Below are 24,142 nucleotides of genomic sequence, written 5' to 3' on the forward strand. Positions count from 1 at the left end.
GCTATGAATAAATATCAAAAACTATTACATGAAACGTATGTGTTAACTGGCGAAGGGAAAATGGATGCTTTCAAAACGTATTTAAGTGAAAATGTATCTTGGACAGAAGCTGCTGGGTTTCCATATGCGGGCACTTATACAGGTCCTGATGCAGTAGTGAAAAATGTACATGAACGTCTTGGCACGGAATGGGATAACTATAACGCTAAAGATGAAATTTATGCTTTTAATAACAATACTGTTATCGTGTATGGAAAATATAGTGGAACATATAAAGTAACAGGGAAATCATTCATAGCAGATTTCTGTCATCTTTATGAGTTTGATGAGAACGATAAGGTTAAGAAGTTTATTCAAATTGTGGACAGTGCAACTGTTAATGAGGTATTAAGTTAGAGTTATTAGTTTCTAACATGCCTTGTATAAGGGGGAGTGTAATTTCCTAACATTCCCCCTCACATTACATTTTTGGGAAGGTTTCTACTTCTCAAGCGTGTTATGGAAGATAACTTATACGATTAGAAGAGGTAGGCATAAATGAAATTAGAGAAAAATTTAATAGTAATAATTATTTCTGTGTTTATTTTAGGAATTGTGTCGACTTTGATATTTCAAGCTTCAACTGGTAATACCAAAGGTCACTCAATAAAGAGTGAGAATGTTGCATCGGTATCGAAAGAAGCGACAGAAAATGAAAAGAATAAAAAGATGGTAGTTGATTTCTATAATGAAGTTTTTAACAAACATGATATCGATATTATCCCTAAATATGTAAGTGAAGATTATAAGCAACATAATCCTTTTGTTGCTGACGGACGAAAAGCCTTCATGGATTTCTTTAAGGAGGACTTTGTTAAAAATCCTAATTCTTCTGCAGAGATTAAACGAGTAGTAGTAGAAGGAGATACAGTTGCTCTTCATGTACATTCTCGTACTAATTCTCAAGATAAGGGAGTTGCTATAGTCGATATATTTCGTATAAAGAATGGTAAGATTGTTGAACACTGGGATGTAATTCAAGAGATTCCAAATGAGGCAGCTAATGATAATACTATGTTTTAGACAGAAGGTATATTCAATTGTTAGTGATGTATAGAATCTAGAAATTATAAAATGAAGGGGATGTCCTAGGTATACTATACTAGGACATATCTTTTTGTTTTAACGAGATTTAATATATTATCATTTGTAGAGTGCTTACTTCATATGTTTTCTGATAACTTACCCCTGAAACTGCACCATGTTAATATTAAATTATCGTATTAATTTGTAAGAAAGCTATTTTATATTGAGCAAGAAAAAGTATTCAAGTATAGATTTTGAAGAGGAAGTTTTTTTGATAAATCAAAAAAACTTGATGAACTAGTTGCATATAGAACTCATCTGCGTATATACTATAAATATCAAAAAAAATTGATGAAGGGAGAGTGAACTACAGTGGCACAAGATTTTCAGCTCTATGAGAAAAAGTTTAAAGCGTTGGCGGATCAGAAGCGTCTAGAAATCATGTATGAACTTTGCCAGCGAGGCCAGACTTGTGTATGTGATTTAACAGAGATTTTTGAAATGACGCAATCTAAGTTGTCCTATCATTTAAAGATTTTATTAGATGCAGGTTTAATTGTAAAAGAAACAAAAGGTACGTGGAGTTATTATGATTTAAATGATGCGGAAGTAAATAATTTATTATCAGAAGAATTGTGCTGTATCTTTAGAAAAACAGGCAAAGGTAGTTGCTGTTAAAATTTTGCACCATTAATCAAAAAAAATTGATTAATAACATATAAAGAGGAGGAATAAGCTATGAGATATGTTCATGTTGGTATAAATGTTACGGATTTAGAGAAGTCTATTGAATTTTACGAAAAGGTATTTGGTGTGTCACCAGTTAAGGTGAAAGTGGATTATGCAAAATTTTTATTAGAGACGCCAGGACTTAATTTTACACTGAACGTAAGAGATGAAGTGAAGGGAAATCAAGTAAATCATTTCGGTTTCCAAGTGGATACAGCTGAAGAAATTACATTACATAAAGAAAGGTTAGAAAAAGAAGGTTTCTTCGCGCGTGATGAGATGGATACGACTTGTTGCTATGCGGTTCAAGATAAGTTTTGGGTAACAGATCCTGATGGGAACGAGTGGGAATTCTTTTATACGAAAGCACATAGTGATGTTCATAAAATTGAAGAGCCTTCTTGTTGCACGACTTCTAACGTAGTAGAAAAAAATTCTTGTTGTTAATAGGAGATGGAAAATAAAATGAAACGTTTATCTTTTCTAGATCGATATTTAACACTATGGATTTTTCTAGCTATGGCTGTTGGGATTGGTTTAGGGTTTGTGTTTCCTAGTATAGTAGACGGACTGAATACATTACAAGTTGGAACGACGTCTATTCCGCTCGCTGTCGGTTTAATTGTCATGATGTATCCACCATTAGCGAAAGTTCGTTACGAGGAAATGGGCCGTGTATTTAAAGATGTAAAAGTATTAGTTTTATCTTTAGTACAAAACTGGATTATCGGACCTGTACTTATGTTTGTTTTAGCAATTATTTTTCTTCCGGATAAGCCAGAATACATGGTCGGGCTCATTATGATTGGTTTAGCACGCTGTATTGCCATGGTAATTGTTTGGAACGATCTTGCAGATGGGGATAAAGAGTATGCTGCAGGTTTAGTGGCTTTTAACTCAGTATTTCAAATGTTATTCTTCTCCGTTTATGCATACGTGTTTGTAACAGTCATTCCAGAATGGTTAGGGATTGAAGGGGCTATTGTTGATATTACAATGATAGAAGTAGCGAAATCCGTATTTATCTATTTGGGAATTCCTTTTATAGCAGGTATGTTAACACGTTTTGTACTCGTTAAGTTAAAAGGAAGAGAATGGTATGAAAAGGTGTTTATACCGAAGATTAGTCCACTTACATTACTTGCATTATTATTTACAATCATCATTATGTTCTCTTTAAAAGGGGAAATGATTGTTAGCGTACCATTAGATGTAGTAAGAATAGCAATTCCATTACTCATTTATTTTATTGTGATGTTTTTTGTTTCTTTCTTTATGGGAAGGAAAATTGGTGCAAACTATCCGGTGACAACAGCGTTAGCATTTACAGCAGGTAGTAATAACTTTGAGTTAGCAATTGCTGTAGCAGTTGGTGTGTTTGGTATTCATTCGGGTGCAGCATTTGCAGCTGTTATCGGGCCGTTAGTGGAAGTACCTGTAATGATTGCACTTGTAAACGTCGCTTTTTGGTTTAAGCGTAAATATTTTAATGATCAACCAGTATAATTTAAAAACAAAGGTGGAAAACAACATGGAAAACAAAAAGACAATTTATTTCTTATGCACAGGAAATTCATGCCGAAGCCAAATGGCAGAAGCATGGGGCAAACAATATTTAGGTGATAAGTGGAATGTATATTCTGCAGGAATTGAAGCACACGGAGTAAATCCAAATGCTATTAAAGCAATGAATGAAGTAAATATTGATATAACGAATCAAACATCGGATATGATTGATTCAAATATTTTAAACAACGCTGATTTAGTCGTTACCCTTTGTAGTCATGCGGATTCTGTTTGTCCTTCGACACCTCCACACGTAAATCGTGTTCATTGGGGATTCGACGATCCAGCAGGAAAAGAGTGGTCTGAATTTCAACGTGTTCGCGATGAAATTGAAGAACGTATAAAACGATTTTCTGACACAGGGGAGTAAATAAAGGAAAGAGCCGATCTTCTATTGTATAGGGGATTGGTTTTTTTATTATCTACTTCTTTGGTTTAAAACAACTATTAAAAGGAATAGAGAATATTCTGTCATGGTGGTAAAGTTAGAATAGAGCAGTTTCAGGGGGGAAAACATATGATTTCTGAATTAAACAAGACTGATTTTTATAAATGTAACAGTTTAGTAAATGAAAAAGGGCAATTGGAGGTAAAGGCTGTAATTGCAGGGGTGAATCCTGGTCGTATATTTGTAGATAACATCTATTCTCCTAATTCAGGACTTATTTGGTTAGGGAATAACGATGGTTTCTTTTTTATAGGAAGTGCAGAAAATGAAAAGTTTAATAATGAAATGAAAAGTTTTATTGATGATGTGATAGAACCTGAGGCGAGAAAGGCTGGACTAAATTGCTTTGAAGCAATCGGTAATCATTCAAAGTGGAATAAAACAATCGAAAAAATATTTCAACATCGTAAATTAAACAGTTGGAATCAAAGAGTGTATACGCTAAAGGAAGAGGATTATGAGGATAATCATGAACCTAAAATTGAACAAGGGTATAGAGTGCTAAAAATGAGTAAAGCTCTCTATGAAAATCAAGGGAACGTATTTAAGAATATTGAATTTTTACAATCAAAAATTTTAGAGTTTTGGTCCTCAACGGATGAATTTTTTAATGAGGGAATAGGTTATTGTATTGTTTATGACAGCATGATTGTAAGTGTTTGTTTTTCAGGGTTCGTTTTTGAAAATATACACTGTATAGATATTGAAACGATAGAAGGTCACCAAGGTAGAAAATTAGCTCAAACGATAGCTCATAGTTTCGTAAAAGAATGTTTGGAGAATAATATCATTCCATATTGGGACTGTATGGAAATAAATAAGCCTTCTGTGGCCGTTGTAGAAAATGTAGGTTTTACAAATGTGTTTAATTATGTAGGTTATTATTTTCCTTTTGAGTAAATTAATTGTATGTTACAAACCTATCATCGAGGGTTTTCACATGAAAGGAAAAAAGGATGAAACAAATAATAAAAGACATATTAATAAATTATTTTAAAGAAATTCATACATTAGTAGTGGAAGAAGAATTACATAAGAACAGTTGGCATACAGATTTGCATTATAAAATCATCGTAAATGGAGATCGATATTCCGCACGGTTTATAAATAGCGATCGAATAAGTAATCCGGCCTTTGGGATGTTATCAAATGAACAATTGAAAGAGCAAGTACGGTTTACGTATTATTTACGAGAGCATGGAATTCCATTTATGCAGATTAAGGAGAATAGGGCGGGAGAGTCCTTTACATTACTCACTTGGAATGAGGAACAGTACCGGCTTGTATTGTCTACTTGGATGGAAGGGGAACATGTCACTTATTGTACAGAAACGATGGCAGAAGTCTTTGGAAAGGAAGCAAGAAAGATACATGATATTTCTAGTACGTTTCAAAGCCCGATTTTTCAAAAGAAATCACATTTAGATGGATATGGTGAGTTTATAAGATTATTAGAAAATAAGGGTGGTACATGTAAGGAATTAAGAGGGTATATAGATCTCGCTAAGTATCAAATAGAAAGCGCACATACGAATGATCTAGAGTATATAGTACAAACTGATTTAAATCCTTTAAATGTCATATGGAACTCCAATCAATGTGTAAAAGGGATTGTAGATTTTGAATCGATTGGATATGTAGATCGTATTGAAGGTTTAGCCTTTTTAATAAAATGGTATTCCCGGACAGAAGGAATACAGTCGCATGAAGTATGTTCGAAAGTTGCTAAAGCATTTCTAGAAGGGTATGGAGCTAGTAACATTTTAACATCAAATGATTATGAAAGACTTTCTTCATTATTATGGTTATCCGGTAGTTTAAATTGGAACTTTGTGAAGAAAACGCTACTTGTAATAAGTGATGAGAGGGAATTGGAAAAACATTTGGAAGTTTATAGAGTGAGAGGAGAAAGACAATCTTCATTGTTAATTTGTAGATAACATTTATTCTCTTAATTTTGGATGCGAAAAAGAAAGCATATGAGGTGTTCAAAAAATGAAAATACAAATTGTATTGTTTGACGGTTTCGGAGAACTTGTCTCCTTTGCACCTTTTGAAGTACTGAAAAGAGCGATAGAAGAAGGGGCTCCATTTACGGTTGAACTCGTATCAAGTGAACGAAAACAAGAAGTTACTACTTCGTTCGGAGTTACGATTAAACTACATGATTTTTTACGAATGGATAATCGCCCAGATTTGTTAATTGTACCTGGTGGTGGCTGGAATCATAAAGCTGAACATGGGGCGCGAAAGGAAACTGAGCTTGGTACTTTGACTAAAATAATTAGAGAGATGCACAATGAAGGAACGATCGTTGCTGGAGTTTGTACTGGAGGTATGTTACTAGCTGCATCCGGTATATTGAATGATAAAAAGGCAACAATGCATCATTTGGCGCAGAGTGAAATTCCTACATATGGGGCAGAATTTCTTCCTTACAGAATTGTGGATCAAGGCGATAGTATTACCGCAAGAGGAGTTACTTCAGGAGTTGACTTAGGACTTTGGATCACGGAAAGGTTCGCAAGCCCAAAAATTGCAGCTGCTGTTGAATATAGAATGGAATATGAGCGGCGAGGTGTTGTTTGGAAATAATTTGATCTTAACCATGTTTTTTGCTGTAGAGTGTATTAGATATTGTAAAAGAGAAAGAGCCAACTCATACGAGCAGGCTCTTTTTTTACGTATTCATTTTCTATGTTTAATAATTGGGCTGAATATAACCTAATTTTAATCCCTTCGTAACAGCTTCCAAAATCTCATTAGTCTGTAAAATGAGGGGAAGTGCAACATAATGGACATAAACGTTGCTTATACATGTAAAGTAAGATGTCATAAAATGAATAAAGACTGCTAATTTTCGTGCACTTTGATTATGTAGAAATAGGGGAGATGACATGAAAGACAATACGCCTAAGAAAATTTTATTTATTCAATCAGGCATTCCTTTTTATTACCCAATGATCGAAGCAGCAATTTTGAATAGTTTACAAAAGGTAAACTGTAATACAATTATGGTAAACCCAGAACGAGCGATAGAAACCGCATTAAAAATGAAACCGGATTTTATTTTGGTACTCGTTGGTTTAAACGAGGGAATTATTAGTGTCATGCCAGTAATAAAGACTGCAGGTTTTACTACTGGACTTTGGCTGACAGATGATCCGTATTATACGGATGTAACACAACATCTTGTGCCGTATTATGATTACATATTTACGCAAGATTTAAATTGTATCAAGTTTTATAGAGGGTTAGGATGTAACAATGTGTTTCATCTTCCGTTAGCAGCAAATCAAGATGTGTTTAAACCTTCTCAGAAAGAAGATACATATAAGTATGATCTTAGTTTTATAGGCACAGCATTTGAAAATAGAATTGCTTTTGTTGATTCTATTTCAGAGTATTTAGCAGAAAAAAATATAAAAATTGTGGGTTTCGGTTGGGAGAAGTTAAAGAATTATGAAAGATTAAAGGATAAAATACATGTCTTGCCACTTGCGAAGTATGAGGATGCATTGAAATATTACGTAGCTACTAAAATCAATATAAATTTACACCGTTCACCAAATGATCAGGAATTGAATTGTAATGCCGCAAACATCCAAGCCTATTCAGTAAATAATAGGACGTTTGAAATTAATGCCGTAGGTTCTTTTCAATTAACTGATATACGACCAGATGTAGCAAAGCATTACATACCTGGTGTTGAAATAGAAACTTTTAATAGTGCACCAGAGTTTATACAAAAAGCGGAGTATTATTTGGAACATGTACAAGAAAGAAAACAAATAGCAAAAAATGGACTGGATAGAACTTTGAAACATCACACATATGATAAACGTATAGTACAATTATTAAACTATATTCATTTCATAGGCGTGAAGATGTAATCTAACCATTAACTGAAATGATAAGCGTTTGGTGCTTTCTAACTCTCGTATTCTATAAAAATTATTTACGAAAAAGGGATTTGGATACATTTGTAAAATTTATTTATTCTGAAAAAAACAATTTTACATTCAAACTAATTTATATCTAACAATTAGAGGAGATTAAAAATGAATCACTTTTTTGTAGAATTTGGTGAATACCAAGCGAGTGTTTGTGAATGGGGAGATAAAAGTAATCCTCAAATCATTTGTTTTCATGGTTTAGGAAGTACAAAATTAAGTTTTATCGAAATAGCGGAACTTTTAAAGGATAATTATCATATCGTATCGTTTGATCTACCTGGACATGGGAAAACACCAAGTTTTGAGAAGGATGAAGATTACGGTGCATCCCATTTAACAAATTGGGTAGTAGCATTACTTGAGGGGATAGGAAAAGAAACATTTCATATAGTAGCACATTCATGGGGAGCAAGCGTTGCACTTCACTATGCAGCAGAACGTCCAGAAAAAGTGAATAAAATGGTATTGTTAGATGGTGGTTATCATCATGGATGGTAAAATGAATGCGGATTATTTTGCGAAGCTATATAAAGATGCGAAAGAAGGAGAGTGTCCACCGCGATCATTAGAGGAAGAAATCACTCATTATGAAAAAGATTTTGATGAATATATTTTTGACAGTAAAGAAGCATTCATCCAATCAGAAAAAATAGTTTACAGTAGATGGTCACCATTAATAGAACGTGCGGTTTATGATTTAATGCGAGAAGAAGATAATAAAGTGAGATGGCATGCTACTGGCGATACCGCTAGAAGTGTAATTAAGTTTCAATATACGGTGTATAAAACGTTGGAATCTCATAAAATTAAAAGCGATATTTTACTATTGTATTGTGATCTTCCAGATGATTATTTAGAAATAAGAGAATTGCAGATTGATGAATTTAAGAAGCGTATTGATATTACGACTAAGCTTTATACAGATACAGGGCACTTGATGCATTGGGATAGACCCGAAGAGATTGCTGAGGATGTTTTAAATTGGTTCATATAAAGAAGGTCCGTTGTTCGAATTTGAGCGACGGACCTTCTTTTGAAAAACTTAATGTAGTTGTCATAACCAGTTCCTTGTAAATAGATATAATAGCTATAAATTCAATGAAAAGTAATCATAAAACTCAAAGTTTTATGTATCTCGGCTGTACCCCATATTAGAAAAAACGATATTTTGATGCAAAGTTATGGTGCAAGCAAGAGCATTACAGTTCTATCACCAATTCTTTTTTTGATATAATAGATGCGTGGCAGAACATAGATAGAAAGATACTGCTAGTAATTTATACTTAAAATGTTGGGAGATTGAACAGAGTTATGGGGACAGAAAAAGAAATTAGTTCCGCTAAATTAATATGGAAGATGACGCGCCCGCATACGTTAACGGCGACGTTTTCTCCTGTAATTTTAGGAACAGTGGCATCACTTTATGTTGCCAAAATTGATTGGCTGTTATTTATTGCGATGATGGTTGCATGTTTAGCATTGCAAATAGCGACGAATTTATTTAATGAGTACTATGATTTCAAACGTGGATTAGATACCGCTGATTCTGTTGGGATTGGTGGTGGAATTGTCCGTCACGGATTGAAACCAAAAAATGTGTTAACAGTTGCGCTTTTATTGTATGTAGTAGCAGCAATTATTGGAGTTTATATTTGTATGAATAGTAGCTGGTGGTTAGTCGTCATCGGTTTAATTGGAATGGCGGTTGGCTATTTATATACAGGTGGTCCATTACCAATTGCGTACACTCCGTTTGGAGAATTAGTTTCGGGATTGTTAATGGGGACATGTTTTGTACTCATCGCTTTCTTTATTCAAACGAATACGATAACGATTGAAAGTGTATTGATTTCCATTCCAATTGGAATATTAGTAGGTGCAATCAACATGTCGAATAACATCCGAGATATCGAAGAAGATATTAAAGGTGGAAGAAAGACATTAGTAATCCTCCTTGGGAGAGAAAAAGCAATAGTAACACTAGCGGTAGCCTTTTTCGTTGCTTATTTATGGATTGCCGTAATTGTATTGATAGGTTATATAAGCCCTTGGGCATTAGTTATGTTCCTAGGTTTGAGAAAGCCAATCTCTGCTATTCAAAGTTTCCAAAAAGGAGCAAAGGATCCCGGGTATATGCGCATCGCAATGAAATCAACAGCGATGACAAATACGATTTTTGGCTTCTTATTATCGGCAGGTTTATTAATCAGTTATTTGTTTTAAATAAAAAATATTATTACGTGACTAAACCCCAATTTCTCGATTTTAATATAGAGAAATTGGGGTTTTATTTTTGTATTTCTTTAATAATGATTAGACTCTTTTATAAATCTACACTATTTAATAGGTTAGTTGAGATAAAGATCAGGATGGTTAGAGGAATGATTTTTATATTTGTTTAAGTTTAGTACTTACTGTCATGTAGTATTCCTCCTTGTAAATGTACTTCAAAATATAGAGTGCCTATTTTGTTATCATCGTACGACTTCCAATTTTAGGGTTATGCGAATGAGAAATTTTATAGTTAATCATTCAAAGAAGGATTTTTTTAGCTAATAGATGCATGGAATAGTTTTGTCCCAATAACAAAAACTAACAGAAATAAAACGATAATATATAAAGGAGATTAAATATGCTGAAAAAGATAGGAAGAATTTGCGGAGTATTCCTCTTTTTATTTATCGGTGGATGTTTAGTTCTGTTTGTTTGGGGTGAAATTGACAGAACGATAGCCGGAAAAAATGGGGTATTTAGCCAGAATTCTAGCCAATACCCTATGCGTCAAAGTGATATTACTATGTATACAGATGGGAAACAGTTAAACAATCAACTATTCTCAGATATAGAGAAAGCAAAGCATTACGTGCATATTAACTTTTTTCTATTGCTGATGATAAAGTAAGCCATCAGTTTCTAAAGTTATTGCGGAAAAAAAGTCAAGAAGGTGTAGAAGTATACTATGCTTTGGACAGGTTAGGTGGAATTTTACTAAAGAAAAAGGAAAGAGAATTATTAGTTAAAAAAGGAGTTCATTTTACATATTACAATAAACCTGCTTTCCCTTATCTTTTTTCTTCTTTGGATCATCGGAATCATCGTCGTATTTCAGTTATTGATGGAAAGGTTGGTTACATTGGCGGATTCAACATCAGGAAGAAGTATTTGGGAGAAAAAGAAAAACTTGGTTATTGGAGAGATGATTCCTTTGCTTGTTCAAACAGCATTTTATAATCTTGCCCAAGTTTTTCTCCACTATAATATGCAGTAAATCGTTGCGAGGTTGCTCCCTTTTCCTTTACCGCATTGTGTATCGGAATCGGTTTCTCTTCCAATCTAATAAAAATTGGCGTTCTAAATCTTGAACTCCTTCTCCTCGTATTTGAAGATAATCCATTATTATATTAACACCTTATTTTATACCAAAAGACAAAACTATTTGGAACGCATTAGTAGATGCAAGAAAGAGGGGAGTCCGTGTCAAAATTCTATTCTCACCTCATTCGGATGCACTATTAGTTAAAGAAGCAGCATATCCATATATCCGAAAAGCATTAAAACAGGGTGTGGAAGTATATGGTTATAAAAAAGGGGTGTTACACGGTAAAGTATTTTTGATTGATGAAAAAGTATTGATGGTTGGGACCGTGAATTTTGATTCACGCTCATTTCATTTAAATGAAGAAATGAAATGTTATATTCATGACCCTATCTATATTTCGAAAATAAAACCTGTGATTAATGCAGACTTACAAAATTCAAAGCAAGTAACATCCTCTGACGTCAATCAATTATCTATAAAAGAAAAAATAAAAGAAAAGGTTGCAAAAATGTTTGAGTATTATTTGTAAAGACAATGTATTTTTATACTTGGGTAACAGGGGTTATATGTTTAGTGATTTTACGTATTCTCCATGGAATCAGCTGGGCAGTTGCTACAAGTTCGATAGAAAAGGCTGTGATTGATGTATTCCATCATCTCGTCGTGGAGAAGCAATGGCATTGCTTTTTAGTGGCGGTACCCCATCGCCATCAACCTAAGAAAACAGGTCACCCCCAAAACGATAAATAGGCTTTTTTCACAATAAAAACTAAAAATTTCGTTTTGGGGGTGTTATAAAACTTTATCTTGATGGAAATGGGGCGGTACCCCTGGTTTTAAGTTAAAAAAATCCCCGGAAATAAACCTTTTATAAATATGATTATTTTATTTCGAGGGGCTCCTTATAAATCTTAGCTATATATTTTACGAAATCAATGACGGGATAGTGTATGAGTGAACGGTGCTGCGTAAAACGGATCCCTTCTTTTTCCATTTTTGAAATGAGTTGTTCAATTTCCAACTCTTTTTGTTGTATCCTATTATAATTTTGATATACAATGTTTTTCCATTGATAGGAAGAACCGTGAAAAAAATTCTCCCCTTTTACCCTGTGACTAAATATAATTTCTATTTTTTCTCTACGTTGTTTTTCCTTCATATGCGCTTCCGTTGACTGCATGTTTATCGCCTCTTCCCTTTTTTTGTATACTGTTTCACAAAATTTGGTCTAACTCATCATAGCCAATGTGCATTAAGCTTGTTGGGAATTGTCGTTTAAGGCTATCTCATCAACTATATTTTTTTCAAGCGCTTAATCTAATATATTGGATTATAATCTTACGTCTAAATAAGTTGATAGTGTATATAAAATACTATCAATCTTTATTATAAAACGATTCTTTATAGGCATGCACCTTTTTACACTCACCAAAATTTACAACATGACGAGTATCTTTATCCATGAATGTTATTCTGTATTTACTGAGGTTAGTTTTTATTTTGACTAACTAACATATTGTTTGCCTCAATATCTATTTTATAAAAAAGAAAATAGATGTAACGGTCCCTCTTTTGATAAAAAAATCCTATGAAAATATAGCGCTCTTAAAGAGTTTTGTTACAAGTTTGTTATGTTTCATTTAAAAAAAGGAAAGTAATATTTATTTGTAGAAAATTTTTAGAGATAAAAATAAGCTGAATATTCATGGTAAGAAAAGGGGGCACTTATATGCTAACAAATGATTTAGATTTCCGATTAGAACCACGTTTAAAAGAACTGTATGAACAACATAAAATAAGAGCGCAGAAGATAGACTGGGGTTATCATGAGTTTTTACCATGGGATAAGGGAATGGACTTTAAAAGAGTTCCTTGGGATGAAAGTCAAGTTACTCTCCCTTCTGGTGTAATTACGGCCATTGAAACAGCTTTATTAACAGAAGTGAATTTACCATGGTTTACAACGTATTTATCTGCGACTTTTAAAGGTTCCCTTTCTGTTATTACAGACTTTATTCATACTTGGACCTCAGAAGAGGATCAACATTCGAATTTATTAGAGACATATTTACTACTCACTCGAAGTGTAAACCCTAAACGTATACATGAATTAAGAAAATCAGTCGTTGAGTGTGGATTTGAGCCTGATTTTCATACACCAATCGAAGCCATGACGTATACGACGCTACAAGAACTTGCAACAATGGTGTTTTACAATAATGTAGCTAAGGTGGCAAGTAAGCATGATCCAGATCTTGCTACATTATTACGCCGTCTTGCAAAAGATGAAACACTTCATTATGCGTTTTATCGAGACGTTATTCGAACACATTTAGAATTGGAACCAAATTATTGCTACCATATTGCCAATGTGATTAGGAATTTTAAAATGCCAGGTGCCGTCATGCCTGATTTTGAAAATAGAATGGCTGTGATTGCAAAAGAAGCAAACTATGGACCACTACAATATTTTGATCAAGTACTTGATGTAGTGGTTGAGTATTGGGGGTTAAAAGACTTACGACCAATTGCCCCTCTAGCAGAAAAAGCAAGAATTGAGATTTTGGAGTATCATATAAGATTGAAAAAAATACGGGATCGATTTGGCCGTTTTCAAGGAAAAACTGATCTACGTTAATGAGTAGAGATTTCAGAATATACGCGTGGGAATTCCCTTTTCTTTTATTTGAAATCTAGAACGCTCTCTATTATTTTGCGGCTGTTTTCCTTAATTTAACTTCTGAATAAAAAGTGATTGACACCAAAAATAAACTCATGATATTATTAAATATTTGATAAAAAATAACGTATGTGTTAAGCTTGAGAAGGTTACCACATATGGAGGTGGGTTATATGTTTCAAATTGGCGATAACATTGTTTATCCAATGCACGGAGCAGGTATAATTGAAGCCATAGAAGAAAAAGAGTTCTCAGGGAAAAAGCAACTTTATTATGTCATAAAAATGTCCCTTAGTAATATGCAAATCATGATTCCTAAGGGCAAAATATTGAGTTCGAATATACGCCCAGTTATTGATATACTTACATTAACGCGCATTATACACATTTTTCAGCATGGAGAATCAGGCGAATTAATGCCTTGGAAACAAAGGTATAAAGTAAACACAGATAAAATAAAAACGGGTGAAATACAAGAAGGTGCTGAAGTTATACGTGATTTAATCCGTATAAAGAAGGAAAAAGCACTGAATACAAGCGAAAAAAAATTGTTGGATGATGCATATAAATTTTTGGTCAGTGAGCTAGAATTAATTAAAGGAATCACTGAAAAACAAATAAAAAGTTTCTGTTGAGATTTATTATAAATACTGTATGACATCCCTCGGAAATATCCTGAATTTTCTGGGTATATGTTGGTTATTAAAAGGAAAGTATTTCAAAGATATTCAATTTCTTCAACTCACTTTTAGAGTAGATACCTCTTTTGTTATTACTTCAATCTAATCCATTTTGATTTTTAAATTTCTTTTACGAACGTTTGAAGTTTCATCAAATAACTCGATTAAATAGTCACTTGATTTTTACAATCCTGATTCACACTGGCACGGACAAGGAGCCGTAAGGATGAAAGAGAGGTAGGGCTTTCATTGTTTTAGGTAATATACTATCTAAGTCATTATTTCTAGAAGAAAAAACAATCAATCTCACCACTATCTTTAAGAGTCCTTATATCTACTGAGACGGTGAATAGTAATTGTTTATCTTCTTTACGTAAAATTGATAAACGAACTGGTAACACCATATGGTCAACTACAAAAAATTGGTTTCCAGACCAGGAAACCAATTTAAATTTTATTTACATACCAATAGTAAATTAAGCAGTAAGAAGGAGTACACACATGAAAAAAATGTTAACAAAAGAATTAAGTAATGAATTAAAGAAGCGAGAAGGGATCATCTCTATTACAGTTGAGTCTTATGAAAAAATCGAAGTTGGTGGAATTCGTGTAGATGGACCAGCTATTATTCTAATTAATCAAGAATAGGTAAAAATAGTTGCATACAAGGAGAAAAGGATCGGCCTTTAAGAGAAGGGGGATCCTTTTTGCTTGTTGCAGCTAATATGGGATATACATAACTTTTATCTGATGTGTTGGGATTAAAAGGAAGGAGAGGATCGGGATTATCATGGTGGAGAGCTTAATATTGGTAGGATTTCTTTTTACGTTATATAAATTAGTTGATAAAAAACAAACTAATTATTTAAAACGATAGATTGTTTCCTTTTTAAGGGCTAGATTTATTTGAGAGTGAAATGGATTATTTAAAGGGGGAATTTAGATGGATGCAAGGAAAGAACGCATAAAATACGAGAAGATGTCAAAGAATTATGATCGTATTTATTTAGTTTCGTTTATCCTATTAATTGTACTTGTTTGTAGTAGTGTGATTATCATAGGAGCTACAGGGGGAAAATATGGAGTGTTTTTATTGTTAGCAATTTTACTTAACGCACGTATTACGAAAGAATCTCAAAAAAAGTATGAGTACTATTCTAATAAAGGGCGTATTTAAAATGATACATATCCTGAAAGGAACAACCTAGATGTACATTCAAAATATCCCTATATCATCACCTATTAACTAGTAAAAGTAACTTTATATAAATAATTTTTTAGCAATTTAGGAATAGAAACCGTATCTTATTAAAATGTTATTTCCGTTCATATAATGAATTATCCTTCTAGCATATTTATAAGATTTACATCATATATTAGGAGAAAGAATGCGAGTTAGAAAGGAGTCTTATAGAATGAGTTATTTGGAGGGAAATGACTTTAGTAAACAAAATATGGTAAGTGTGCCTAATCCCTATGTATATCAGACATTACAATCAGTAATTGGTAAACATGTGGTTATTGAAACTGTAAGAGGAAATATAAGAGGTAAATTAAAGGATGTGAAACCCGATCATTTGCTCATTGAAGATACGGTGCCATATATTGTACGCATTCAACAAATTGTATGGATTATGCCAAAACAATAATCAAATTACATGTAATTTGATTTATAACAGATTAGCGTCATAGAGCATCAAATAAAAACACAGGGTTTTATCTCTGTGTTTCTTCAAATTTTCGTTTTTGGATATATGCTTGAGCATGGATAATTTCTTTCTGAAGTTCTTTTAATTCTTTCGTAGATCCAGATTCAATCCTCATGTACGTAGTAACTAGACTAATCATCATATCCATCTTCTCTACTATATTTTGAATGACCTGTTCAGATTGCTCTTTTTTAGGGTGTTGTATTGCTATTAAAGCATTTTCTATATAATTGTTCTTTCGTTGCTGGATATCATAAATAAACTGTTTTGTGTTTGAGTTCATTTGTTATTCCTCCGTTTTGGATATACTTCTATTCTATCATATTTGAATGGAAAATATTAGATTACCCTAAATTCACACCTGTCTCGTACATCTCCTCAAATATACAACCTAATCTCTTAACGTACAGGGGTCCTGCCCCATCGCTATCAAGCTAAGAAAATACAACTCCCCCCACAATGACCTTTTTAGAAATCTATGCAACAGAGCCTTTATAGTAAGAGTATCTTGTTGGGAATGATCAAAAAATCTATATTGTAATATAAAAAATCACTATGATATGAAAGGATACCATACAACAATCCCAATAAATTCTTCTCAATAATTGAAAATAAAATCAATCCAGATTATTATATTGTTATTGTAAATTTATTTTATTGAAGGAGGATACATAGATGAAAAGCTCAAAAGGCTCTATTGAATCAGAGATAAGCAAAGCAATTACTCATTGGGAAAAGGACTACTTAGGACGCGGTTCTATATCCGTTAAGACAGATATATTACGGGATATGATTATCGTAAATTTACAAGGTATTTTAACCCCGGCTGAATATACTGTTTGCGAAACAAAAGACGGTATGCTAACGATAAAGAAAAACCGTTCGGAGCTAGTTGAATCTGGAATTGATGATTTGAAAGAGATTATACTAGAATTAACTGGAGAGAAAGTGAAAAGCTTTCATACGGATATAAGCTCCCGTACAGGCGAACGAGTAATGATTTTTAAATTGCTTCATAATCTTGAGGAAAAATTTTAAAAATAAAACTTAAGGTTAGTGGAAGGATTAAGAAACCTACAAGTTTTGCACTTTATTTAACTTTATTAACATGCTAATAATTAAAAAACTTGAAGTTATTTAGGTATAATAAATCGTAATTCAAATAACTCTTAAAAAACTGATAAAGAAATTGACAAACTGCTTAATATGGTTTATCTTATAATTGTTTTAAAAAATTGATAGATGCTCATTTTAACAGTTTGCTATAATTAAGGCTTTAGCATTTTTTTAATATGTAATATTGACTAAATGAAAAAGTTTCTTAATTGAAAGATAGCACATAACATAAATTGATATATTGATTGCATAATCTAGGAGATCAGAAATATACTTTTCTTTTTAACAGGAGTAATACATACATTATCCTCTATAAAATGGGAGCTCTTCAAAAAACTTTATTGAAGTTAGTTGAAGTGAAACCGACAACTTCCATAATTCAATGATGATATAAAATCATTGAATTATGGAAGTTGTCGGTTTTTTTTATGGGAAAAAACGATGGACTAAAAAGAGTGAATGGAAATTGAAATTAAAAAACTATCTTAAAAGGAATTTTTATAGGTTATTTTCGTTTGGAAGGGAGTATTGTACATGTTAATTTCGCTGAGTTCATCAACACTGTTAACATTATTTTTTATGGCGCTTAGCGCTTTTTGGCTAAGTGGATTATTGTTTTTACATGCAAGGATACCTTTACGTTTTGTTCATATCCATATTGGTATCGCTGCATTGCCTTCATTGGTTTCTTTACTCGCACTTGTTAATCACAATGAAGATAGAGTTGTAGGGCCTTGGCATCTAGATACTTTAGCTTGGTTCATGGCTTTCTTTGTTCTTACAATTGGTTTAATCATTCAACGTTTTTCTATACGTTACTTACTGGGAGATCGCTCATATCGAAAATACTTTGCACTTTTTACATTTACTACAAGTATATCTTCGGTTGCATGGTTAAGTAATGATCTTCGTTTCATGATTATTTGTTGGGGAGCAACTCTTATAGGATTGGTTTTACTCATAGGTCTAAATAAAGGGTGGAAAGTAGTTAGCGAAGCAACAAAAATTTCTAGTTATTTATTTATAATAAGCTGGATCGCCTTGCTAGCAGCTATCATTTGGCTTTTTCAAGTCACTGGACAGTGGCAGTTAACATCAGTTTTAACGAATGAAAATGTAGCTCAATTTGGAACGTTGGAGAAAACAGGAATTAACTTATTGATTATAGTAGCTGTGATGATTCCAGCAGCACAATGGCCTTTCCAAAGATGGTTAATTGAGTCAGCTGTTGCTCCAACGCCTGTTTCCGCTATTATGCATGCGGGGTTAGTAAATGCTGGCGGTATCATGTTAACTAGATTTTCACCTCTTTTTCATGATGATATTGCACAAATCATTTTACTTATTTTCTCTAGTATTTCTGTCTTAATCGGAACAGGAATTAGCCTAGTTCAAGTTGATTATAAACGTCAGCTAGTGGGATCAACTATTGCACAAATGGGGTTTATGCTTATTCAATGCGCATTAGGAGCCTATTTAGCGGCTGTTATTCATTTAATTTTACATGGTTTGTTTAAAGCTACACTGTTTTTACAAGCTGGTTCTTCCGTGCAACGTTTTGGGGCAGTGAAGCAGTCTAATGAAAAGATATCTGATTTATGGATTATGGTCGGGCGTGTTTTCGGATTATTTATAGCGATTGCTTTTTGGTTTACGACTTCTGGAGAAGGGTATCAATTAGTTAGTGCGTTTATTTTAGGGTGGTCATTATACTTTTCATGGAAACAGCTTGTTGTTTTTGGAGAGGGAAGAATGGGACGAATTGTTGGTGTATTTATTTTAGCTGGATTTTCTCTCATTTACTTTACCGTTCATAATTCTCTTTATAAATGGTTGCATACTGACATGTATCAAAATGTTCAACCTTCAGCTCCAGCCGTTATTTTTGTTATATGTCTCTTATTATTTGGTAGTGCTATTAGTACTCTCGTTACTCGTAATCAATCTTCTACTATATTTGCTGTAATGTATCTTTGGTTCGTTCGAGTAGGTGAGGCGAGACAAAAGTCAGTAGAAAGTCATCCAAGCTATCTTAAACATTATGTATCAAAGGGAGGTAATCAGTGATGAGCATATCGTCAATCGTAACGAAAAAAACTTTAAAAAAGAAAGATACAAATATTGAAATACAAGAAAATAATATGAATGATTTAGTTGAATCTGCTAGCCGAGTGATTGCACCACTTTGGCCGATCGCTACATTTGCAGCTCATCACCCTTGGATGGGACTTGAAAAACAATCATTTGAACAAGTTGCAGATTGGTTAAAAGAAATTCGTAATGTGGATATATATCCTAGTGCTTCTATGATTCATTCGGCAAAGACGAAAGGGGAGATTGAGGAATCATTTTTACAAAGTGGCTTGTCTCGTTGGCTTGATTCACAATCTTTTCATATCCCGCGAAAGAAAGTGGAGCAGTTTTGCCAAGCAGCATTAAAATTAGAGGAATTACCTTCTAGTCTATTATCATCGCCACAATTAAATAAACTGGCAGAAGAAATGAGTTATATAAATACAGAGAGTATGAAAGGCTCTTCTTTGCAACCTGTAAGTTCACTTATAGAGAATCAAAAGGGTGAAAACCTCTCTAATATTCTTAATTATCATATCATTAAATGGTGTAAATTATATTTGGATGATTCCGGGTCAAGTTGGACGATGCCAAATCGAGAGAAAGGTTTGTATCGTGCGTGGCATCACCTTATTAAATTTGATCCAGCGCTTAGTAAAAATGAGCGTAGCGTTTTAAAAGATTGGCCACAGGATGCTCAGGTAGCTTTAACAAGAGCGTTATCTGAACTAGGAATTTCTGAATCTAACATGCAAGATTACCTTGAAGAGCACTTGCTTGCTTTGCCTGGGTGGGCAGGAATAATACTATGGCGTTCACGACAGTCAACTCAGGAGCAGGAACTCGTTATAGAATATTTAGCAGTTCGAATTTCTATGGAGCTGGCCATTGTCAAACCTTATTTACCTATAAAAAATCAAAAGGCTGAGAAAAAAGTTGCGATTGTCCCACTTATAGCTTCTTGGATCTACTGGGGGAATATTTCAACCCTGGAATGGTCACAAATGTCTGCAGCTGAACAAAGCGAATTATTAGCATTTGCTTATCGTTTTGATGAAAATATTCGCAGGAAACTTTGGCTAGAAGCTTGGGAACAGACGCATGCAGAGCAATTAAGGGAGAAGATTGCTTCTAAGCAACGTGCAACTAATGATAAAAAACGTGTACTAGCTCAATTAGCATTTTGTATTGATGTACGTTCAGAACCGTTTCGCCGCCATCTAGAAAAATTAGGTCCGTTCGAAACGTTTGGAATAGCCGGTTTCTTTGGTTTACCAATCGCGACTAGTGAACTAGGTAGTAATGATAGTCATCCTTCTTTGCCAGTTATATTAAAACCGAAACATCAAATAAAAGAGCTCACGGAGGAAAATGAATTTAAAAATTATCAACAACGCAAGAAGATAGACAGCTCAGTAAGTTATACGTTTAAAACGATGAAACAAAATGTACTTACAAGTATGCTATTACCTGAGGTAAGTGGCCCTTTACTTGGTCTACAAATGATGACAAGAAGTTTTGTGCCAAGAAGAGTAGGTAGTTTCATTCGTAACCTTCGTAAAACGATGTTACAAAAACCTGATACAACATTCTCACTTAATCATGTTCATGATACAAAATGTGAGATACCAATCGGTTTTACTAAAGAAGAAAAAGTGAACTATGTGCGTCAAGCTTTAAAAATGGTGGGACTGACAGAAAAATTCGCACCTTTAGTTGTAATGTGCGGACATAGTAGTCAAAGTACGAACAACCCTTATGCTGCAGCGCTTGAATGTGGTGCTTGTGGCGGAGCAGCGGGAGGATTCAATGCAAGAGTTTTTGCTACTTTATGTAATCTTCCAGAAGTAAGAGAGGCATTGGCTGCTGAAGGTATTAACATTCCTGAGGACACCATTTTTGCAGCAGCTGAACATAAAACAACAGTGGATGAATTGGAATGGATTTACGTCCCACAACTTTCGGAAACTGCGCAAGAAGCATTTGATAGTATTGAGTCGGTTATGCCAAATGTGAGCCAACATGCAAATAGAGAGCGTTTAACACAATTACCTAATTTTAAAATGAAAATAAATAATCCGAGTAAAGAGGCACATCGATTTGCAGAAGATTGGAGTGAAATACGTCCGGAATGGGGATTAGCCCGTAATGCATCTTTTATTATCGGACAACGAGAATTAACTCAGGATTGTGACTTAGAAGGAAGGGCTTTTCTTCATAATTATGATTGGAAACAGGATGGAAGTGGAGATATATTAGCTAGCATCATTGCAGGACCAGGAACAGTAGCTCAGTGGATAAATCTCCAATATTACGCTTCAACTGTAGCTCCTCATTATTATGGTAGTGGAAACAAAACAACCCAAACCGTAACGGCAGGTCTCGGTGTTATGCAAGGAAATGCAAGTGACCTGTTGCCAGGTTTACCTTGGCAATCGGTTATGCAGTCAGATAGTGAGACGTATCATTCACCACTTCGTTTACTAATTGTAATTCAAGCACCTATTGAATATATAGAGCGTTTGCTAAATAATGATTTCACATTTCGAGAAAAAGTTCAAAATGGATGGGTTAGACTGGCAAGTGTTAATCCAGAAGGACAATGGAAAAATTGGTAACAATCATGTAATGAATAATCAACTATCGTTACTAGTTTAAAAGTTTCATAAATACAATAATGAAGAAGGAGTGCTCCATATGAATTCAAAGAATAAAAAAGTATTATTATTAACAGACATTGAACACGGAATAGAGCCGATTATCCAACAAGTAACTAACATTCAACAAGAAAATGTGTTGACTATACACAGCTATGATTCTGTAATTGTACATCCTTATGGAGATATAATGAGATCTGTTATTATTGCTATTTATCAAGAAAAAGTTGAAGAAATTATTGTTGTCGGAATAGAGGATAAAGAAACTGATATAGTTAATCTACAAATTCAACGTGATTCCATAAAAAATAACAGAGAAATAGACTATCTCTTTAAAAATTGCATGCCTGAATTTTCAAGTGATAGCCTGAATGCATGGCTAAGTGGACAAGAAAATGTTAGTGAAAATATTGAGAAGAGTATAGATATGATTCGTCATCATCCATTAGTGCCTTCTGATATTAAAGTTCATGGTTTCATGATTGATAGAACAGGTGAAAAAGAAATGGTTGTTAAAATTCCTACTAATAAAATAGTTGAAAAAGTTAATTAATCTATTAAAGACAAATAAATTCTTATGTATAAATTACTGTTATATAATAAAATTTAATATGTTTTAAGAATTAGAAGGGATAGTTATGCAAAAAAAAATTATTGTTATGTTTCAAAAAGATTTTCGTGTATATGATAACCCAGCTTTATTTGAGGCGGTTCAGTCTGGGGAGGTTGTTCCGGTATATGTACATGACGAAACTTTTTCAATGGGAAGTGCGTCAAAGTGGTGGTTACATCATGCTATAATAGATGTCCAAAAGCAACTTGAGGCATTGGGCTCTACTTTAATAATTCGCAAAGGAAATACACAGGAAGAAATACTTTCTCTCATAGAACAGTTAGGTATAACGGCTGTATATTGGAATATTTGTTATGATCCGGACAGATTACAATCTAATAAAAAAATGAAAATGATGTTAGAAGGTAAAAGTATTATTTGTAAGGAGTTTAATTCACATTTATTATTAGAACCGTGGATTATTAAAAAGAAAGATAACACTGAATATAAGGTGTTTACGCCTTTTTACAATGCATTTCAAAAGCAGGTAATACATAAGCCTATTAGTAAAGTGCAGCGTATAGAAGGAGGAAACTCTTTACCAGCAAGCTTATCTGTTTCAGAATTACATTTGCTGCCGACAATACGGTGGACATCTCATATTGAATCAATATGGGATCCTACAGAAGAAGGAGCATATAAAACATGTAAGAAATTTTTCTCTAGCAAATTAGCCTCTTATAGTGAAGGAAGAGATTTTCCAAATGAAAATGCTCATTCGATGTTGGCACCGTATCTTTCATTTGGTCAAATATCAGTAAAGTTTATGTATCATTACTTAGTAAATGAAAGTACCGAAAGACAATGTAGTCTTTTTGAAAAACAAGTGAATAGTTTTATACGTCAATTGATTTGGCGAGAGTTTTCTTATTATTTGCTATATCATTATCCATTTACAGTATATAAACCTCTTAATAAGAGCTTTGAACATTTTCCATGGAATAATGAAGAGGAGTTATTAACAGTATGGCAGAAGGGTGAAACTGGTTATCCGTTTATTGATGCGGGAATGCGGGAACTGTGGCAAACAGGTTTTATGCATAATCGAGCAAGAATGGCTGTAGCTTCTTTTCTTGTAAAGCATTTGTTAATTCCGTGGCAAGAAGGAGCAAAATGGTTTATGGATACACTACTAGATGCTGATATTGCAAATAATACAATGGGATGGCAATGGGTTGCTGGAAGTGGAGCAGATGCATCACCGTACTTTCGTATTTTTAATCCCATCACACAAGGAGAAAAGTTTGATAAAGATGGGGAGTATATAAGAAAATGGGTACCAGAATTAAGAGATATGCCTAATAAATATATACATAAACCTTGGGAAGCACCTGAGCATATTTTACAAAAGGCCAATATAACGCTTGGTCATACATATCCTTTGCCACTTGTTGATCATAAGGCAGCACGTGAGAGAGCACTTTGTGCATATAAAAGTATGAAAGAGTTCGCATAAAATAGGTTAAACAATATGTATTTGAAATTTAAATATTAGAATGTTACCCATTAAAGGGACAGAATAATCATATAG

General features: G+C 33.6%; 23 protein-coding genes and 5 pseudogenes. 25 read left to right on the forward strand and 3 right to left on the reverse strand.

Going from position 1 to position 24,142, the window contains the following annotated elements; all coding sequences use genetic code 11:
* Window positions 1–3: 3 nt before the first annotated feature.
* The 13 genes and pseudogenes from QCI46_RS11600 to QCI46_RS11660 form a co-directional block, all read left to right on the forward strand.
* The gene (locus QCI46_RS11600) at window positions 4–396 is read left to right on the forward strand and encodes a nuclear transport factor 2 family protein (protein ID WP_060486500.1); all 393 of its coding nucleotides are present in this window, start codon (window positions 4–6) and stop codon (window positions 394–396) included.
* Between the two features lie 141 nt (window positions 397–537).
* Window positions 538–1,062, forward strand: coding sequence for a nuclear transport factor 2 family protein (locus QCI46_RS11605; RefSeq protein ID WP_087984491.1), 525 nt, complete (start codon window positions 538–540; stop codon window positions 1,060–1,062).
* Between the two features lie 375 nt (window positions 1,063–1,437).
* A complete protein-coding gene (gene arsR / locus QCI46_RS11610) occupies window positions 1,438–1,743 on the forward strand; it encodes an arsenical resistance operon transcriptional regulator ArsR (RefSeq protein ID WP_000046014.1) in 306 nt (101 codons plus the stop codon).
* Between the two features lie 60 nt (window positions 1,744–1,803).
* A complete protein-coding gene (locus tag QCI46_RS11615; protein WP_087984492.1) occupies window positions 1,804–2,241 on the forward strand; it encodes an ArsI/CadI family heavy metal resistance metalloenzyme in 438 nt (145 codons plus the stop codon).
* 18 nt (window positions 2,242–2,259) lie between these two features.
* The gene (arsB, locus tag QCI46_RS11620; RefSeq protein WP_353840310.1) at window positions 2,260–3,300 is read left to right on the forward strand and encodes an ACR3 family arsenite efflux transporter; all 1,041 of its coding nucleotides are present in this window, start codon (window positions 2,260–2,262) and stop codon (window positions 3,298–3,300) included.
* Window positions 3,301–3,325: 25 nt separating this feature from the next.
* Window positions 3,326–3,730, forward strand: coding sequence for an arsenate reductase (thioredoxin) (gene arsC, locus QCI46_RS11625; RefSeq protein ID WP_327960367.1), 405 nt, complete (start codon window positions 3,326–3,328; stop codon window positions 3,728–3,730).
* Window positions 3,731–3,877: 147 nt separating this feature from the next.
* Window positions 3,878–4,708, forward strand: a complete 831-nt coding sequence (locus tag QCI46_RS11630; protein WP_088080330.1) for a GNAT family N-acetyltransferase — start codon at window positions 3,878–3,880, stop codon at window positions 4,706–4,708.
* A 56-nt stretch (window positions 4,709–4,764) separates the two neighbouring features.
* Complete coding sequence (locus QCI46_RS11635; protein WP_353840311.1) at window positions 4,765–5,748, forward strand: phosphotransferase enzyme family protein; 984 nt, start codon at window positions 4,765–4,767, stop codon at window positions 5,746–5,748.
* Between the two features lie 55 nt (window positions 5,749–5,803).
* Window positions 5,804–6,403, forward strand: a complete 600-nt coding sequence (locus tag QCI46_RS11640; protein WP_327960348.1) for a DJ-1/PfpI family protein — start codon at window positions 5,804–5,806, stop codon at window positions 6,401–6,403.
* Between the two features lie 302 nt (window positions 6,404–6,705).
* Window positions 6,706–7,701 carry a CgeB family protein gene (locus tag QCI46_RS11645; RefSeq protein WP_353840312.1) on the forward strand — a complete coding sequence of 332 codons (996 nt, stop codon included), beginning with the start codon at window positions 6,706–6,708 and terminating at the stop codon, window positions 7,699–7,701.
* A gap of 168 nt (window positions 7,702–7,869) precedes the next feature.
* Window positions 7,870–8,758 (forward strand): annotated as a pseudogene (locus QCI46_RS11650) (alpha/beta fold hydrolase).
* Between the two features lie 317 nt (window positions 8,759–9,075).
* A complete protein-coding gene (gene menA / locus QCI46_RS11655; protein ID WP_327961316.1) occupies window positions 9,076–9,987 on the forward strand; it encodes a 1,4-dihydroxy-2-naphthoate polyprenyltransferase in 912 nt (303 codons plus the stop codon).
* 409 nt (window positions 9,988–10,396) lie between these two features.
* Window positions 10,397–10,966, forward strand: a pseudogene (locus tag QCI46_RS11660) (phospholipase D-like domain-containing protein); the annotation flags it as partial.
* Here QCI46_RS11660 and QCI46_RS11665 read toward each other — a convergent pair.
* Window positions 10,962–11,152: pseudogene (locus tag QCI46_RS11665) on the reverse strand (cardiolipin synthase); the annotation flags it as partial. The pseudogenes QCI46_RS11660 and QCI46_RS11665 overlap by 5 nt on opposite strands.
* A 1-nt stretch (window position 11,153) precedes the next feature.
* On the opposite strand from QCI46_RS11665, the pseudogene QCI46_RS11670 reads away from it, so the two are divergent.
* Window positions 11,154–11,612, forward strand: a pseudogene (locus tag QCI46_RS11670) (phospholipase D-like domain-containing protein); the annotation flags it as partial.
* A pseudogene (locus QCI46_RS11675) lies at window positions 11,600–11,760 on the forward strand (MFS transporter); the annotation flags it as partial. The pseudogenes QCI46_RS11670 and QCI46_RS11675, both read left to right, overlap by 13 nt.
* Window positions 11,761–11,963: 203 nt before the next feature.
* On the opposite strand, the gene QCI46_RS11680 reads toward QCI46_RS11675, so the two are convergent.
* On the reverse strand, window positions 11,964–12,263 hold the full coding sequence (locus QCI46_RS11680) for a hypothetical protein (RefSeq protein ID WP_001191994.1): 300 nt from the start codon (window positions 12,261–12,263) through the stop codon (window positions 11,964–11,966).
* 549 nt (window positions 12,264–12,812) lie between these two features.
* Between QCI46_RS11680 and QCI46_RS11685 the strand changes: the two genes are divergently transcribed.
* The 5 genes from QCI46_RS11685 to QCI46_RS11705 all read left to right on the forward strand — a co-directional run bounded on the left by QCI46_RS11685 (window position 12,813) and on the right by QCI46_RS11705 (window position 16,092).
* Window positions 12,813–13,721 (forward strand): acyl-ACP desaturase, encoded by a 909-nt coding sequence (locus QCI46_RS11685; RefSeq protein WP_000957101.1) that lies wholly within the window; start codon window positions 12,813–12,815, stop codon window positions 13,719–13,721.
* A gap of 215 nt (window positions 13,722–13,936) precedes the next feature.
* Window positions 13,937–14,398 carry a CarD family transcriptional regulator gene (locus tag QCI46_RS11690; protein WP_000486301.1) on the forward strand — a complete coding sequence of 154 codons (462 nt, stop codon included), beginning with the start codon at window positions 13,937–13,939 and terminating at the stop codon, window positions 14,396–14,398.
* Between the two features lie 546 nt (window positions 14,399–14,944).
* A complete protein-coding gene (locus QCI46_RS11695) occupies window positions 14,945–15,091 on the forward strand; it encodes a BC1881 family protein (RefSeq protein WP_000738548.1) in 147 nt (48 codons plus the stop codon).
* Between the two features lie 295 nt (window positions 15,092–15,386).
* The gene (locus tag QCI46_RS11700) at window positions 15,387–15,620 is read left to right on the forward strand and encodes a hypothetical protein (RefSeq protein WP_000340034.1); all 234 of its coding nucleotides are present in this window, start codon (window positions 15,387–15,389) and stop codon (window positions 15,618–15,620) included.
* Window positions 15,621–15,858: 238 nt separating this feature from the next.
* The gene (locus QCI46_RS11705; protein ID WP_000120818.1) at window positions 15,859–16,092 is read left to right on the forward strand and encodes a YuzF family protein; all 234 of its coding nucleotides are present in this window, start codon (window positions 15,859–15,861) and stop codon (window positions 16,090–16,092) included.
* A 67-nt stretch (window positions 16,093–16,159) separates the two neighbouring features.
* Here QCI46_RS11705 and QCI46_RS11710 read toward each other — a convergent pair whose 3' ends face one another.
* Window positions 16,160–16,435: a hypothetical protein gene (locus tag QCI46_RS11710; protein WP_001087713.1), complete on the reverse strand. Its 276-nt coding sequence runs from the start codon at window positions 16,433–16,435 to the stop codon at window positions 16,160–16,162.
* A 392-nt stretch (window positions 16,436–16,827) separates the two neighbouring features.
* On the opposite strand from QCI46_RS11710, the gene QCI46_RS11715 reads away from it, so the two are divergent.
* The 5 genes from QCI46_RS11715 (at window position 16,828) to QCI46_RS11735 (ending at window position 24,067) form a co-directional block, all read left to right on the forward strand.
* The gene (locus QCI46_RS11715; protein ID WP_001968557.1) at window positions 16,828–17,190 is read left to right on the forward strand and encodes a Na-translocating system protein MpsC family protein; all 363 of its coding nucleotides are present in this window, start codon (window positions 16,828–16,830) and stop codon (window positions 17,188–17,190) included.
* Between the two features lie 612 nt (window positions 17,191–17,802).
* Complete coding sequence (locus tag QCI46_RS11720; RefSeq protein ID WP_353840313.1) at window positions 17,803–19,335, forward strand: NADH dehydrogenase subunit 5; 1,533 nt, start codon at window positions 17,803–17,805, stop codon at window positions 19,333–19,335.
* Window positions 19,335–21,959 (forward strand): DUF2309 domain-containing protein, encoded by a 2,625-nt coding sequence (locus QCI46_RS11725; protein ID WP_353840315.1) that lies wholly within the window; start codon window positions 19,335–19,337, stop codon window positions 21,957–21,959. The genes QCI46_RS11720 and QCI46_RS11725 overlap by 1 nt, the downstream gene beginning before the upstream one ends.
* Window positions 21,960–22,038: 79 nt before the next feature.
* Window positions 22,039–22,551 carry a carbonic anhydrase gene (locus QCI46_RS11730; protein WP_353840316.1) on the forward strand — a complete coding sequence of 171 codons (513 nt, stop codon included), beginning with the start codon at window positions 22,039–22,041 and terminating at the stop codon, window positions 22,549–22,551.
* A gap of 85 nt (window positions 22,552–22,636) precedes the next feature.
* Entirely contained in the window at window positions 22,637–24,067 is a 1,431-nt protein-coding gene (locus tag QCI46_RS11735; RefSeq protein ID WP_353840317.1) for a cryptochrome/photolyase family protein, read from the forward strand.
* Window positions 24,068–24,142 lie beyond the last annotated feature (75 nt).

The sequence above is a fragment of the Bacillus cereus group sp. RP32 genome, from assembly GCF_040459735.1.
GTDB lineage: Bacteria > Bacillota > Bacilli > Bacillales > Bacillaceae_G > Bacillus_A > Bacillus_A wiedmannii.

Excerpts from the sequence above, each read along its gene's own strand:
- QCI46_RS11600 (WP_060486500.1), top strand. The coding sequence starts at position 4 with ATGAATAAATATCAAAAACTATTACATGAAACGTATGTGTTAACTGGC.
- QCI46_RS11605 (WP_087984491.1), top strand. The coding sequence starts at position 538 with ATGAAATTAGAGAAAAATTTAATAGTAATAATTATTTCTGTGTTTATT.
- QCI46_RS11615 (WP_087984492.1), top strand. The coding sequence starts at position 1,804 with ATGAGATATGTTCATGTTGGTATAAATGTTACGGATTTAGAGAAGTCT.
- arsB (WP_353840310.1), top strand. The coding sequence starts at position 2,260 with ATGAAACGTTTATCTTTTCTAGATCGATATTTAACACTATGGATTTTT.
- arsC (WP_327960367.1), top strand. The coding sequence starts at position 3,326 with ATGGAAAACAAAAAGACAATTTATTTCTTATGCACAGGAAATTCATGC.
- QCI46_RS11630 (WP_088080330.1), top strand. The coding sequence starts at position 3,878 with ATGATTTCTGAATTAAACAAGACTGATTTTTATAAATGTAACAGTTTA.
- QCI46_RS11635 (WP_353840311.1), top strand. The coding sequence starts at position 4,765 with ATGAAACAAATAATAAAAGACATATTAATAAATTATTTTAAAGAAATT.
- QCI46_RS11640 (WP_327960348.1), top strand. The coding sequence starts at position 5,804 with ATGAAAATACAAATTGTATTGTTTGACGGTTTCGGAGAACTTGTCTCC.
- QCI46_RS11645 (WP_353840312.1), top strand. The coding sequence starts at position 6,706 with ATGAAAGACAATACGCCTAAGAAAATTTTATTTATTCAATCAGGCATT.
- menA (WP_327961316.1), top strand. The coding sequence starts at position 9,076 with ATGGGGACAGAAAAAGAAATTAGTTCCGCTAAATTAATATGGAAGATG.
- QCI46_RS11680 (WP_001191994.1), bottom strand. The coding sequence starts at position 12,263 with ATGCAGTCAACGGAAGCGCATATGAAGGAAAAACAACGTAGAGAAAAA.
- QCI46_RS11685 (WP_000957101.1), top strand. The coding sequence starts at position 12,813 with ATGCTAACAAATGATTTAGATTTCCGATTAGAACCACGTTTAAAAGAA.
- QCI46_RS11690 (WP_000486301.1), top strand. The coding sequence starts at position 13,937 with ATGTTTCAAATTGGCGATAACATTGTTTATCCAATGCACGGAGCAGGT.
- QCI46_RS11695 (WP_000738548.1), top strand. The coding sequence starts at position 14,945 with ATGAAAAAAATGTTAACAAAAGAATTAAGTAATGAATTAAAGAAGCGA.
- QCI46_RS11700 (WP_000340034.1), top strand. The coding sequence starts at position 15,387 with ATGGATGCAAGGAAAGAACGCATAAAATACGAGAAGATGTCAAAGAAT.
- QCI46_RS11705 (WP_000120818.1), top strand. The coding sequence starts at position 15,859 with ATGAGTTATTTGGAGGGAAATGACTTTAGTAAACAAAATATGGTAAGT.
- QCI46_RS11710 (WP_001087713.1), bottom strand. The coding sequence starts at position 16,435 with ATGAACTCAAACACAAAACAGTTTATTTATGATATCCAGCAACGAAAG.
- QCI46_RS11715 (WP_001968557.1), top strand. The coding sequence starts at position 16,828 with ATGAAAAGCTCAAAAGGCTCTATTGAATCAGAGATAAGCAAAGCAATT.
- QCI46_RS11720 (WP_353840313.1), top strand. The coding sequence starts at position 17,803 with ATGTTAATTTCGCTGAGTTCATCAACACTGTTAACATTATTTTTTATG.
- QCI46_RS11725 (WP_353840315.1), top strand. The coding sequence starts at position 19,335 with ATGAGCATATCGTCAATCGTAACGAAAAAAACTTTAAAAAAGAAAGAT.
- QCI46_RS11730 (WP_353840316.1), top strand. The coding sequence starts at position 22,039 with ATGAATTCAAAGAATAAAAAAGTATTATTATTAACAGACATTGAACAC.
- QCI46_RS11735 (WP_353840317.1), top strand. The coding sequence starts at position 22,637 with ATGCAAAAAAAAATTATTGTTATGTTTCAAAAAGATTTTCGTGTATAT.